The organism is Chitinophaga sp. CC14 (assembly GCF_048957795.1).
Taxonomy (GTDB): domain Bacteria; phylum Bacteroidota; class Bacteroidia; order Chitinophagales; family Chitinophagaceae; genus Chitinophaga; species Chitinophaga ginsengisegetis.
In genome coordinates, this window is record NZ_JARBFY010000005.1 from 1,441,976 (window position 1) to 1,455,347 (window position 13,372).

A 13,372-nucleotide genomic window follows, 5' to 3' on the forward strand; every position below is an offset into this window, starting at 1 on the left:
CCTGCCAGGTTAAGCCCCCGGACGTTTTAACTCCTGTTGCATGGCTCTTTTGGTTGCCCTATCGATCAGCTTTTCAGGCAGCAGGGATATCAGAAAAGTTTGTATGGCATGAGGCCAATAGGGCATAATACTCTTTCTGCCACAACCCACAATGGCCAGCACATGTTTTGCATAGGTGGCCGCGGCCGGTCTCATAAAGGTGACAGGCTTTTTATTTGTCCCGGTGTTTACACTACCGGTTATTATTGAAATCACTTCCACATTTTCTAATTCACGGGCCAGCGAAATGGAAAAGGCATTGTTATATGCCTTTGAGCCTGCATAAACCGCTAAATAGGGCGGTGGGAACAGGCCCGCATACGACGAAATATTTAATATAAGCGCCTGTTTTCCCAGTTGTGGCAGCAAACTACGGGTAAGCTGTGATGGGAAGGCCATGTTAAGCGTAATTGTTTCATCAATTTCGTCAGCAGAAAAATCCGCGAGTGCATTCATCGGCCCTATCCCTACGTTATTAACCAGTACCGTCACAGGTAAATGCTCAATTTCTTCCACATTCACCCGGCTTTTCCTGCTTCCATCATGTAACAGGAGAACTACCCTGCACTGCGGGTTATCCGTTTCAATTTCCAGTTTCACCGCCTGTAATTTCTCTTCGTTCCGGCCATGTAAAACGATATTAAAGCCTTTCTTTGCCAGTGCCATAGCGATAGCCTTCCCGATTCCGTCGGTTGCGCCGGTCACAACAGCAAAGGCTCCCGGCGTCAGGTACTTTTTAAGATCCGTGCGACGGATATAAGGATAAACAAACTTTATCCCCCTGAATAAAAGCCATAGCAGGCATACTACTCCTACCGTAAGAATGATGTGGGTTCCCATTTGTTATTTTCCTGCAAAGTTATCAGCAGCTATTCACCCGTAAAATGGATGGATAAGGGGAACTATTGGATTATTTGCGGCAATTGTGTCGGAATTGCAGTGGCGGCTGGCCTTCGGCATTAGAAAAATAGCGGGTAAAATAAGCGTGATCAGTAAAACCCAACTGCCAGGCTATTTCCTTAACAGATGCATTTGTTGCATACAATAGTCTTTTTGCCTCTACGATAATAGTTTGTTGTATCCAGAAACTTACCGTGAATCCTGTTGTCTGTTTTACGGCATCGTTCAGGTATGCAGGGGTTATATTTAACAGGGTAGCGTAAGCAGAAGTAGTTTTATGTGTTTTAAACTGTTGCAAAAGTAACCGTTTAAATTGCTGTGTTAAAAGATGCGTGCGTGATAAAGATGCGTCCTTATTCTCCTGCCGGCGATAAGCAGAAACGAACATTCCAATACCGGCGCTGATCAATGAATACATTACCTGGGGCATAAAATTCAATGTCCGGCGGTTTTGCGCTATGGACGCCATCAATTCAATACAATCATTTAGGGAAGCACTTTCTAAGCCGGATAAGGCTAATGGTGTGTTTTGAAAATAGTAATCATCAAAAATTCTCCTGTAATCTTCTTCCACAAAATTAGTATCCAGTGTGATCAGCCATGCTTCAGTGTTATTATCTGCTGTAACGCCATAATGAATTTGTCCGGGTAACACGCACAAGACCATACTTTCAATTAATTCCACTTCTTTAAAATCAATAACGATCGTACTTCTGCCTTTTTTTTGAAAGATAAACAGGTAATGGTCATCCCTGCGATGTGCTGCTTTTTTGTAAAAATCTTCATTATTCTGCGTTCCAATAAATTTGTTGATACTTATTTCCTGGTCCGTAATGTCTTTTAACGATTGTGTCAGAATATTATCCGTCATCAGCAGCTTTTTAAACGATTAAAGCTATGATAAAAAGCTCAACCGGTATGCTAAAAATAATGATGAAAGAAGACAAGCCCTGCCCTGTTGCCGCAGCAGGTAAATACCCACTTCAGGGAAAAAATACTGCAATCTGATCACCCTCCTCCACAGCGCTGGCGCTCCTGCTTTCGGCCGTACCGGCGAAAAAGCTGATCATCAAAATACAGGTATCATTTATGCAGTGACCTCAAAAAAGCCAGGAAGTATGTTTATAAAAGCAGCATTAAATGGTTCCAGGTCCAAAGCCGATCATCCGGATATTCCGGTTACCACAGCTGAGCTGGTGGCAGCCGCCACAAGCGCTGTTCTTGCCGGGGCTGGCGCCATCCATTTCCATGTACGTGACCACAACGGTAAAGAAACCCTGGAACCACAGTTTGTGAATGAACAGGTAAAAGCCGTAAAGGCAGCTGTGCCGGAAATCCCGGTAGGCATCAGCACCGGCGCCTGGATAGTACCCGATATCAGCCAGCGGCTTGCATATATCCGCGAGTGGGAAGTACTGCCCAACTTTGTGTCTGTAAACGGGCATGAAGCTGGTTTTGAACGCATCATACAGGCAATACTCGATAAGAAGATAGGTGTGGAAGCGGGTCTCAACTCCGCAGTAGCAGTCGCTAATTTCAATAGCAGCGGATTACTGAAGGAATGTTTCCGGCTGTTAATTGAACCGGAAGAGCAGGAGCTGACGGCAGCACTGGCAACGGTGAAAGCCATTGAAGATAAGCTTACCGATAAGCAGCCGCATCAAACCGTGGTATTGCATGGTTTTGACAGTACCTGCTGGGAAATACTGAAAGTAGCTAAATATAAGGGCTACGACCTGAGGATAGGATTTGAAGATACTTTGCTGGACCCATCCGGCGCCATTGCAGAAAGCAACGAAGCGCTGGTGAAAGCAGCCTTTCACTGGAGTTGATTATTTCTTTTCCAGGCTGAGCCTATTACTTTCATAATAACAGGCACTGCATTTAATATGCCATCTGTACTCCTTCTGAGGTCATGATAACCCGTTTCATGGTATCGTCGGAATTGTAATGCAGATAGTCGATACACACCGAGCGCCTGTGACTTCCTCCATTTTTCAGTCCGCCATTGTGATAAATAAAATAAGACCTTCCTTTGAAATCCAGTATTGCCGGCCTGTTTGTTTCGCAATTTCCGGCCAGTTCATTTAATATTCCCTTAAACTCCCACGGACCTTCCATACTCCGGCTCATGGCATAAGCCACCCTTTCCGGCATCTGGTAACCATAGGAAAGATAGTGCCAACCGTTGCGTTTATGCAGGTGTGTGCCTTCTTCAAACCCCGGCAGGTCCAGTGTATGTATGGGCCCGTCCAGTTCAGTGAGATTGGGTTTCAGCTTCGCATAAAAGCACTGTCCGTTCCCCCAGAAAATATATGCCTGCCCGTTGTCGTCGATCATCACGGTTGGATCCAGGTTAGCTTTTTCATGAACACCTGATGGCAGCATATCAAGGGTGATCAATGCCGATCCACGGGCATCTTTAAACGGACCAGCCGGATTGGTGGCCTCTGCCACACCAATGGCCGAACCTTTAATGGTAGCATGGGCTACGGCCACATACCAATAAAACTTACCGTTGTGCGCGATTACCTTTGATGCGTAAGCGTTACCGCTGGCCCATGAAAAGTCTGTTGCTTTTAATGGAACAGGATGTTCCGTCCATTCCGTGAGGTTGGTGGATGAGAAGCACAACCACTCGTTCATTACGTAGGCTTCCGTTCCTACGGGTGCTTCGTCGTGGCCGGTGTATAGGTATATGGTGTTATTGTTGACTATTGCGGTAGGATCAGCAGTGAATTTATGCCGGATTATTGGGTTTTGATGAGATAGCATAACTTTTGAATTTATTTTTCAGCAGATATGTTATCGATAACTATGCCATGCGAAGGGATAGGAAAAAGCTTATTTCTATTCAGTCATAAACCTACCTCTCCCCCCTCCACTCAAAAACAGTCATCACCGCTGCATGATCCGAAGGAAACATAACCGGGTGATAATCTATTACGCGTGATTCAATTGGATGCAGGGCCGCTCCCAGATAGTAGATATAATCAATCCGGTCTCTCACACCATAACGGGTGGAAGACGTGGCTGCCCGTGGTGTCCAGGTAAAACCAGGATCCAGCAGCGGATCGATATGCAGCTTCCGGTAGCTATCCGTGAAACCTGCCTTCAACATAGCTTTGCTTTCCGGCCACTCCACTACGCGGTTGTAGTGAATGGCGCTGGTAGCGGGTATCCAGTCGAGGTGTGAGCCTATATTAAAATCCCCTGCCATCAACACAGGCGTGTTGTGTGCGTTTTTAATAACAGGTTGCATACTTTCCAGGATAGCGGTTATTTCTGTTTGTCGCGTTGCGGCTTCATCTGCTATCAGCGAATCGGCGGTTCTGTTTTTACTGATAATACTTTCCGAATAATCCGGCAGATAATGTAACCAGGTATTAAAGTAGACGAGATCTTTACCCGGCGCCAGTTTTATTTTTACGCCGCCGCTGTTGGATGGTTTTTTGGAAATAAAAGTTTCTGTAAACGGATACTTGCTTATAACAGAAAGATTGGAGCTGATCAGGTAGAAGTAATAGCCAAGCGAATCAGCAATCACTTCACCGGAGCCGTAAGTTTCTATCAGGCCAATAACATCTGCGTTGGTGGCTTTAATAGTTTCGATTAATCGTTGGAGTCCTACATACTGACCGTACCGGTGGCCGCCATGCCAGATGTTCCAGGAGAGCACTTTCAGGTGACGGGGCGCCAGTGGTTCATCTGCCGGCATACCTGGAATGCATGTGGTATAGAGCTGGCGTACTGCTTCCGGCGTAATGGATTGATTCCAGATCTTCACCTCATCTATATATCCGTTAAAGGCATTCCACTGGGCATTGGAGCCGTACTCCCATTTCTCATCTGATCCGCCGATAACGCTAGCCTGTTCACTTTCAAAACTGCCGGCGCCAGGTGTATTGTAGATGGCCACGTTGCGGCCATCGAAATAGATCCATACTTCCTGCTTATCGCGCCGCACGGTAAAAACAAGCTGGTGCCACGCACCGTCGTTGATCCTTTGCCGTGGAGCGGTAGGTTTATAGTCGTAGCGGTTTTTACCATCGTTTAATACCAGTGCCCATGCGCCATTTTCCTGTGAATAGATCTGCCACCCTGCAGTGGCGGGATCATCGGCTTTTTTGTTACCCATCACAGGTGTTCCCATCAGTGCGCCGGGCAGGGTTTTGATCCAGACCTGGACTGTAAAGGAAGTTTTTTCATTAAATGGTGGTAAGGTTTTCCTGTCCGGTTTTACCGGTCGCCTCAAAATGGCGTTGGCAGACAGATCCAGGGCATAACCACTCAGTCCTTTCTCAAATTGGGATTGTTGCAGATCAACAGTGTATACCGCTTCGGAGTCTGCGACGGGTGGGTACTTAAAATTGTTTTTATCAAAGTCCAGGGTGTATACCGGTTGCTGTGCAACGGCGCTGGTACAGCATGCGATACACACCCACATCCATAATATTCTTTTCTTCATATACCTATTTTTTTCCCAACACACTGGTTACTGCTTCTCCTACCGGGTGTTTACTGGTAAAGTTAAAACCAAGAAAAGCCGCCAGTGTTTTGGCAAACTGGTCCTGGTAAAGTTGTTGCGATGTTTTTATTTCCCCCAGGGGAGCGGTATCCGGACCAAGTACCAACAACCAGGTTTCGTTGGCATGCGGAATGGAAGCGCCGTGACTGGTCCATTGATGCTCATCACCGCGGCCATGATCAGGTACAATAATGAACGTGGTTTTATTGCGGTAGAAAGCATCTTCCTGTAATCCTTTCCAGAGGCTTGCTATCATAGCATCTATGTTATGAATAGCATCGAGATAGGCATCATACTTTCCTTCATGCCCGTATTCATCTGTATCTGCCAGGTCGATGTACACCACTCTGGGATGCTGAGCAAAAATATACGACCGTGCCATGGCGTATGTGTTGGCATCCAGCCGTTCTCCATCTCCCCATATTTTTGGTGCATAATGCTGTGTTTCGCTGGCCAGTTTTTCCGCTTCTGAAAGATGGTTACCGGTGAGGTTATCAAAAGGAATATTTACAAGCATGCCGCTGCGGTTACGGTTCACAATCTTTGCTACTGCATCCCAGGAAGCAAAGGTGACCACTTTGCCTTTGAATCCCTGCTGGTTGTTAAGGAATTCGAGCACGGTTTCGTTGGGATTGTCGGGATGACTGTTGGTGGTAATAGCCGGATCAGCATATCCTGTAAGGCTTTCCGCGCGACCGGGATAAGAGATCCAGGCTTTGTTACGTACGTTTACATTGTTACCAAGATCGCGGTTGCCATATAGTTGTCCGTGTTCCGACAAATAATTCCACGTAAAGGGCATCAGCAGTTTTCTTCTTTCTTCCTGATTTTCCGACCAGTATTTTTTCAGGTTACCCGCCGTATCTGTATTGTATTTTTTATTCACCAACAGGGCGCGTTCCGCGCCTCTGAACAGTTCTTTCCAACGGTAACCATCAATAGAGATGTAAATAATATTTTTTGTGGTGTATTGTTGTTGTGCAGTGGATGCCAGGCAAAGGATCAATCCTGCCAGGCATAGTAATAATTTTATTTTCATTGTTCAGTATATTAAAATTAGTTTATTAAGAAATGATGGCTGCGGGGGCAGTAGCAGTTTCGTTCCGCCATTGTTCTTTACGGTAGAAAAACAACGCTGTGAGCGCTAGTACCACAATAGCAACAGTGGTTTGCAGGTAAGAAAAATTCATCAGCATCCTGGTCCAGCTATGATTATGATCAAAGCATTCCTTGTAAAGTAGCAAGCCTACGCTGCCCATGTAACCAATAGAATCACAGGTATACACAAAGAAGCCTGCGTTGGCTTTGATGCGGAAAAGTGCAATAAGCCGTTCAAAGATGGCAATCTGGATAGGAATGTATGCGAGGAACAATCCCATTCCCAACAGCAGCATCCACCAGAAAGGGCTCAGCCACCGCAGTTGAAAAAACAGCGTGGAAAGACCACTGAGAGAAAGCCCCGTAAATATTAAGCCGAACGTACACCAGAAGGCAGTGGCACTTTTTTTAACGGCCGACAGGCATCCTATTGCAATGAGCACAATAGCGCCTGAAATGCTTTCTGTTTTTGCAAATACATCCGGCCGCCAGCCTCTATCCAGTTCACTCCATACTTCCACGGAAAAATTGTCCCTGAAATCGCGCAGCATGGTTAACAGTGCATATACAATAATGATCCCGATGAGGCCCCATCTGTAATCACGCCATACTTTTTTCTTGTCTTGCGTATCCATTGGCAGCCGCTTTGATCTGGCCTGTATATCCTTTTCCGTTGGCGCGGGGATCACGGACAGCATCCAGACAAACAACAGGAAGAAGGGCAGGAAGATCAGGCCCACTACCGCCGGCATCCAGAATTCTGATAGCAACGGAAAAACGCTGTGTACCTGCAGATAGATAGTTTTCAGAAATCCGGAAGAAATAATGAGACTGGTACTGAGGCCCATGCTCAATACTTCTGTAAACCGCCGTCCTTCCAGGTAGCTGAAAATAACACCCCATACCATGCCCAGCGGAAGGCCGTTTAGAAAAAGGCAAAAGAAATTATATGGCGCCGGTACAGTGCCGAATAATACCAGTGATATTTCTGCAAAAACAATAAGACTGATTATTAACTTTTGCCGGTTGGCCGGCTTTAGTTCAGCGATTACTTTGATACCAATAAACTTTGATACCATATATCCTAATACCTGCGAAATGATCAGTACTACTTTATAATCCAGGAAGCCGATGCTATACCCTGCATAGATGCCGGTGTTGAATGGTTTCCTGAATGCATACATGCAAAAGTAAGTGCCAAAAGCAGCCACCATACACCAGCATACGAATAGTATATCTGATTTTCTGAGTAATCGTTGCATCCTGTTCATCTGACTGGTTTAGTTGTTGAAGAGATATACTATCACGGGGGCTCATCCGCTTTTCTTTAAGGATCTCGCCATTGCGCATTTGTCGAGCCATTCCCGGCTGAAAGGATCTATCTCCCCAAACCTGCCGATATCAAAGCTATTGAAATCATATGGATTTGGGTGGCCTGCCGCCATTTCAGCGAAGGCATGCCCAACCCCGCCGGAAACGGCAATACCAGCGCCCACACAGCCTGTGGCCATCAACAGGTTTTCTTTGCCGTGTACTTCTCCCATCGTGAGATTATTATCGGGCGTATATCCTGAAAATCCTGCCACGTAGTATTTGAGCCCGGTTTCATATACACCGGGGAAAAAGCGTGCAAGTCTTTCTATTACTTCCGAGAGGTCGTGCATACCTTTATCGGGACTGAAGATAAAATTGCTGATATCAGCGGGTATTTCTTCCGGAGAAACGCTGAAGGATTTTTTCTCCCTGATACCGAATAAAAGACTGCCACCTTCCGGCCGGGTATAGGCCTGGGCATCCGGTAATAATACAATGGGGGCATCTACCGGAAAAATGGGCGCTCTTTCGGTAATCCAGTACTGGCTTCTTACCGGGGCCATGGGTAAACCAACGCCAGCCTGGGCAGCAAACAACGGCGACCAGGCGCCGGCTGCAATAATCACTTTCCCCGCGCTTATTTCACCGTCTTTTGTACGAACACCTGTTGCAGTAATACCTTCCATCAGCAGCGAAGTAACTTCTACGCCCTGCCTGATATCAGCGCCCTGCATTTTTGCGCAGCGGGCATAAAAAGTTCCCAGCAAATAAGGATCGCAATAAGCTTCCTGCGGGATGTATCCGATACGCAGCACCTCCTCTGTTTTCAGCCACGGCGCCATCTTATGCGCTTCGGTTCTGGTAATATAAACGGCAGGCTCATTAAATTCTCCTGCAATTGACATTAATTCTTCCAGATCCCTCACACTGCTTTCGGATGCCGCCACGTGCATGACGCCGACGGTTTTCATATCGAGGCTTTCCCCCAGTTGTTGCTCCATTTCACCTACTGCATTATAGGTTTCCAGGGAGAGCGGTATAAATGCTTTTTTGGGACGGATCCTTGTCATCAGTGCGGCGGCACGGCTGGTAGCCGCATTGCACAGCTCATTACGTTCCAGCACAACGATCTTCTTCCCGGGGTTATTCCGGGTATAATAATAGGCGATGGCACAACCAAATATGCCTCCGCCAATAACCACCACGTCGGCTTTTTCAACATTCATGTTAATATATTTACGGTTAAATGTTACCAGGGGATGGAGCATGTTTTAATAAACGAAAAACATTTGATGGCTTCAATCACCCCTTCCTTTATCCCCAGCCCGGAATCCTTTACCCCTCCGAAGGGAGAGCTCTCGATCCGGAAGCCCGGAATTTCATTGATATTTACCGTGCCTACTTTCAGCTCCTTTATAAACCGCATTGCATACTCCATGCTGCGGGTAACGATGCCGGATGAAAGTCCGTATGCGGTTGCATTGGAGAGTGTGATAGCGTCGTTGATATCGGTGAAAGTCATTACCGGCGCCAGCGGACCAAAGGATTCATTTACCACAATGTCGGCATCGCGGGGTACGTTGGTTAGTATGGTTGGCTCCAGCAAAGCTCCCCTGCGGGCGCCGCCAAGCCGTATCTTCGCTCCTGCTTTCACTGCATCTTCCGTTACCCTTTCCAGGTAAACAGCAGCAGCTTCGTCGATCACCGTTCCTACCATTGTTGCCGGATCTGACGGATCCCCGCAGGTATACTCTCTTGATTTGTGTACAAATTTCCGGATGAAATCATCCTGTACTTTTTCATGTACCAGGATACGTTTTACTGCTGTGCAGCGTTGCCCGCTATTCCGGAAGGAGCCTTCTGCCGCAAGCAGTGCCGCCAGGTCCAGGTCAGCATCTTCCATGATGATCAGCGGATCGTTGCCACCCAGTTCGAGGATCACCTTTTTATATCCTGCGGTAGCGGCAATACGTTTTCCTACGGCTACGCTGCCGGTAAAAGAAACAATGTCTACCGCCGGGTTTTTCACCAGAGGTTCTGCTACTTCCGAAGTGTTGCCGAGCAATACGCTCAGCATGTGCGGAGGAAGACCGGCCTCGTACAGCAGCTCTGTTGCCTTGATGGCAGTAAGCGGCGTTTTCTCCGAAGGCTTCAGGATCACCGGGGTACCGGCTACAATGGCAGGAGCGATTTTGTGCAATACCTGGTTCAGCGGATGATTGAAAGGGGTGATACAAACCCCCAGCGACAGCGGTTCCCGGAAGCTGAGGATTTTGCGGTGTTTTCCTTTTGGGGAAACATCGCAGGAGAAAAGTTGCCCATCATCTTTCAAACATTCAATCGCCGCAAATAAAAGTACATCATGCGCTCTTTCTGTTTCATACCTGGCCTCCCGGATAGCCAGACCGGCTTCTGCGCTGATCAGTGCTGCAAAATCTTCTTTTCTTTGCACCAGCAAATGACGCGCTCTTTCGAGGATGGCATAGCGTTCGTAATGGGTAAGCCTTGTGCCGCCTTTAAGAGCGGCCGATACCGCATTATCCACATCACGGGTAGTAGCGGTTTGCACAACACCTACCAGGCGGTTATTATATGGATTCCTTACTTCCAGTTCGTGCCCCGGTTTCACTTTTTTTCCGGCTACATAGCAACTGAGCTGCATTACATCCGTTGTATTGATGGTAACTGGGTCCATAGGAGTATTTATTTTGTTCCATTGATGAGAAAATCGAACACGTGGAAATTTCTTGGGTCCCCCGCGGCTTTCATGGTGTAAGCTGCATTCAGCGGCTGCGACAGGATCATGGACACCATTTCCTCGTATCTGCCGCCGTGCGACCTTAATGTACCATCCAGCGCGGAGAGATCGTGGTATTGCGGGCGCCGGCCCACTACCACGTCCCGTGCAGACAGTACAACCAGATCACCGGTACGGTCTTCCGGCTGCTCCAGCAACCTGGCAGCGGCGTGTTTGTCGTGCACCTCTGTGATCCCTGGTTGTTGCTCCAGCCATTCTTTCACTGCCGGTATCTTTGATTTATCATTCATATGAATCACCACATAGGAGCCGAGTGCGCCATGATGCTTAACATAAGGATCCGTAATAGGGCAGATCACCCGGAAGTGATTTCCGAACTGTGCTTCCAGCATATCTTCCACGAAAAGTACATTTGGTTTGCCATGTTCATCCACTTTGGCATTCATACCATGATCGGGCGTAGCGCCTATGATGGCCCCGGTGGCGAGTAAGCGGCCCAGCTCCGTATCAATAGCGGCATAAAAATCCAGCGAGGCTTCAGCTTCCGGTGCATAGGTATGCTGCATGTAATCTGTAAGCGACAGGTACAGGAAATCAGCCATTCCTTTTTCTATCAGGGCCACGCCGGCGCGCAGCACAAACAGGCTGGCAGCAGCACTGTATATTTCGGGCGTCTGGTGACCCGTAATTGCTTCTGCATTATCGATACCATGTGTATCCATTTTTGCCTGGGCTGCTTTTTCTGCTGAAAAAGCGATGCCTTTCATTTTGTGCGAAAGGATATCACGCAATTTTTCCTTGGCAGTTACTACTGCTACTTTTCTTCCCGCATTGGCTGCAGCAGCAAGAATAGTGTCCGCACGCAGGTACTCCGCCGAGTTCATCATGATCTCCTGGTCTTTCTTCTCATCATAAAAAAAATTACCGGAGATACCATGTACGGCAGGCGACACACCTGTTACGATAGAAGAATTATTTACGTTGGTAAAAGACGGTAAAGCTCCTCTCACCAGGCCCCTAAAGCCGGTTACGATCATCTTTTCCAGGTGAGGCATCCGTCCTCTTGCCAGGGAGGCATTGTAATATTCGTCTGCCGATCCATCCATACAAATTACCACGACTGGTTTTGAAGGTGGATGATAGGTTTTACCATTTACTGTAAAAGCGGTTGTTGAAATATCCATAGTTCTGATTTTATATCGCCTGTTAAGATTATTTTATCAGCCACATCACATCGTTCCGGGTATCCGATCCTGCATATTGCTTTTGCAGTGATGCTTTGATATTGGATTCGTTGGTCGTGTATTCCGATGTTGGATATGGCCAGCGCACGGGGATCTGGTTATTATTACCGTTTGCCGGGCCAATATCAAATACAGGCGTACCTGTTCTGCGGAAATTGTAATAAGCCTGCCTGCCGGAATTTTCAAAGAAGGCGGCGTATTTCTGCAACAGGATCTGCCTGAGACCCGATGCGTTATTGCCGGCGTAATCATTGCCAGGCAGGAGGAAATACGCGGCGATGTCTCCCAAGCTTACACCATAAAATTTCATGGAAGCAGTGATGCCTTTTTTATAGTGGTCGGCCGCATCTCCGGAGATCCAGCCTCTGTTCACCGCTTCTGCAATAGAAAATTCTGTTTCAGCGGCGCCGAACATAATATTAGGGATGCCGGCAGGTGAAGCCTGCCAGTAATCAAAGTTGATAGTGGATAATTTACCGGCTACTGCCTGGGCCTTGAGCGTAGTTTGCAGTTCACCGGTTTTACCACCGCGGAAAGAAGTAAACTTTGTGGCGTATGCAGGGTCTCCGCTGTTTTTAGCCGAATCTGTAGGATTCGCAACAACAAATATGCGGGGATCGCTGGTAGCGGTAAGAATACTCATATATGTATCGCCTAAATTATTGCGCAGGTCTTGTTTTACTACAACACCGTTGCTGGGCCATAAAGGATAATAGTTGGAGGTGGTGGTACTGTTGTACACCAGTTGGAAGTTATCTTTATTGTCCAGGATCAGCGGGTATTTTGACGGATTGTTTATGATGGTGGAAAACTGTTGTTTCACATTCAGTTCAGGGGTATCGTCTGCTCTTTTACTAAGACTAATCAACACCCTGAGCCTGTAGGAATTGATGAACCGTTGCCATTTCGATAGATCTCCTGCATAGAAGAAGTCTCCTCCTACTGTTTGTGTAAGCTGTGTACTGATATCGGCATTTGCTTCTTCCAGCCATTGCAGGCATTGTTTGTAGATATCGGGCTGAGGATCATAGGCAGGCTGAAAAACGCCTTCCGTGCGACCTTTCAGCGCATCTTTCATGGGGATATCGCCCAGCATCTGCGTCATTTCCACAAAGAAATAAGCCCTGAAAAATTTGGCAAGCGCCAGGTATGGTTTACCGAGATCTCCCAGTTTTGCAGCCTGTGCTTCCAGCTGCAATACATTACGCAACTGGTCGTAACCGGCGGTGGATCCGGTTCCCCAGGTGTAAGCCTGGTTGCCGTAATAGCTTTCGTTGATCACCATAAACTGGTTGTTGCGCTGGTCCGTACCCCAGGGCGATTCATTCATATTCAGCAGAATGCCTGTAAATATTAATTGTGCATTTGGATCATAGATGGCAGATGGATTTTGCTGAAGATCCTCTATTTTCTTGCAGGAGCCGGCCAGTAAAAGCGTGGCCAGGCCCGCTATGAATATATATTTTGTGGATTTCATGTTGATGTGATTGA

The 13,372-nt window shown here is 47.2% G+C and carries 11 protein-coding genes; 1 reads left to right on the plus strand and 10 read right to left on the minus strand.

The genetic code is table 11. The annotated features are described in order from the left end of the window. Window positions 1-9 precede the first annotated feature (9 nt). Together PV783_RS25400 and PV783_RS25405 are read right to left on the minus strand one after the other, a co-directional pair. Window positions 10-879: an SDR family oxidoreductase gene (locus PV783_RS25400; protein ID WP_336386998.1), complete on the minus strand. Its 870-nt coding sequence runs from the start codon at window positions 877-879 to the stop codon at window positions 10-12. A 70-nt stretch (window positions 880-949) separates the two neighbouring features. Next, entirely contained in the window at window positions 950-1,810 is an 861-nt protein-coding gene (locus PV783_RS25405; RefSeq protein WP_420990081.1) for a helix-turn-helix domain-containing protein, read from the minus strand. A gap of 247 nt (window positions 1,811-2,057) precedes the next feature. On the opposite strand from PV783_RS25405, the gene PV783_RS25410 reads away from it, so the two are divergent. Next, a complete protein-coding gene (locus PV783_RS25410; RefSeq protein ID WP_420990082.1) occupies window positions 2,058-2,771 on the plus strand; it encodes a 3-keto-5-aminohexanoate cleavage protein in 714 nt (237 codons plus the stop codon). Window positions 2,772-2,823: 52 nt separating this feature from the next. On the opposite strand, the gene PV783_RS25415 is transcribed toward PV783_RS25410, so the two are convergent. The 8 genes from PV783_RS25415 to PV783_RS25450 all read right to left on the minus strand — a co-directional run bounded on the left by PV783_RS25415 (window position 2,824) and on the right by PV783_RS25450 (window position 13,358). Beyond that, window positions 2,824-3,714, minus strand: coding sequence for a glycoside hydrolase family 43 protein (locus tag PV783_RS25415; protein WP_420990083.1), 891 nt, complete (start codon window positions 3,712-3,714; stop codon window positions 2,824-2,826). 91 nt (window positions 3,715-3,805) lie between these two features. Next, window positions 3,806-5,407, minus strand: a complete 1,602-nt coding sequence (locus PV783_RS25420; protein ID WP_420990084.1) for a LamG-like jellyroll fold domain-containing protein — start codon at window positions 5,405-5,407, stop codon at window positions 3,806-3,808. A 4-nt stretch (window positions 5,408-5,411) separates the two neighbouring features. Beyond that, window positions 5,412-6,506, minus strand: a complete 1,095-nt coding sequence (locus tag PV783_RS25425) for an alkaline phosphatase family protein (RefSeq protein WP_420990085.1) — start codon at window positions 6,504-6,506, stop codon at window positions 5,412-5,414. Window positions 6,507-6,531: 25 nt separating this feature from the next. Beyond that, entirely contained in the window at window positions 6,532-7,836 is a 1,305-nt protein-coding gene (locus PV783_RS25430) for a DUF5690 family protein (RefSeq protein WP_420990086.1), read from the minus strand. 42 nt (window positions 7,837-7,878) lie between these two features. Continuing rightward, complete coding sequence (locus PV783_RS25435; protein ID WP_420990087.1) at window positions 7,879-9,105, minus strand: NAD(P)/FAD-dependent oxidoreductase; 1,227 nt, start codon at window positions 9,103-9,105, stop codon at window positions 7,879-7,881. Between the two features lie 23 nt (window positions 9,106-9,128). Next, entirely contained in the window at window positions 9,129-10,574 is a 1,446-nt protein-coding gene (phnY, locus tag PV783_RS25440) for a phosphonoacetaldehyde dehydrogenase (RefSeq protein ID WP_420990088.1), read from the minus strand. 8 nt (window positions 10,575-10,582) lie between these two features. Then, entirely contained in the window at window positions 10,583-11,821 is a 1,239-nt protein-coding gene (gene phnA, locus PV783_RS25445; RefSeq protein WP_420990089.1) for a phosphonoacetate hydrolase, read from the minus strand. Between the two features lie 28 nt (window positions 11,822-11,849). After that, window positions 11,850-13,358: a SusD/RagB family nutrient-binding outer membrane lipoprotein gene (locus tag PV783_RS25450; RefSeq protein ID WP_420990090.1), complete on the minus strand. Its 1,509-nt coding sequence runs from the start codon at window positions 13,356-13,358 to the stop codon at window positions 11,850-11,852. Between the last annotated feature and the right edge of the window lie 14 nt (window positions 13,359-13,372).

What these genes read in the sequence shown, in the direction of transcription:
- PV783_RS25400 (WP_336386998.1), bottom strand. Translation starts at nt 879, where the DNA reads ATGGGAACCCACATCATTCTTACGGTAGGAGTAGTATGCCTGCTATGG.
- PV783_RS25415 (WP_420990083.1), bottom strand. Translation starts at nt 3,714, where the DNA reads ATGCTATCTCATCAAAACCCAATAATCCGGCATAAATTCACTGCTGAT.
- PV783_RS25450 (WP_420990090.1), bottom strand. Translation starts at nt 13,358, where the DNA reads ATGAAATCCACAAAATATATATTCATAGCGGGCCTGGCCACGCTTTTA.
- PV783_RS25405 (WP_420990081.1), bottom strand. Translation starts at nt 1,810, where the DNA reads ATGACGGATAATATTCTGACACAATCGTTAAAAGACATTACGGACCAG.
- PV783_RS25410 (WP_420990082.1), top strand. Translation starts at nt 2,058, where the DNA reads ATGTTTATAAAAGCAGCATTAAATGGTTCCAGGTCCAAAGCCGATCAT.
- PV783_RS25420 (WP_420990084.1), bottom strand. Translation starts at nt 5,407, where the DNA reads ATGAAGAAAAGAATATTATGGATGTGGGTGTGTATCGCATGCTGTACC.
- PV783_RS25430 (WP_420990086.1), bottom strand. Translation starts at nt 7,836, where the DNA reads ATGAACAGGATGCAACGATTACTCAGAAAATCAGATATACTATTCGTA.
- PV783_RS25435 (WP_420990087.1), bottom strand. Translation starts at nt 9,105, where the DNA reads ATGAATGTTGAAAAAGCCGACGTGGTGGTTATTGGCGGAGGCATATTT.
- phnY (WP_420990088.1), bottom strand. Translation starts at nt 10,574, where the DNA reads ATGGACCCAGTTACCATCAATACAACGGATGTAATGCAGCTCAGTTGC.
- phnA (WP_420990089.1), bottom strand. Translation starts at nt 11,821, where the DNA reads ATGGATATTTCAACAACCGCTTTTACAGTAAATGGTAAAACCTATCAT.
- PV783_RS25425 (WP_420990085.1), bottom strand. Translation starts at nt 6,506, where the DNA reads ATGAAAATAAAATTATTACTATGCCTGGCAGGATTGATCCTTTGCCTG.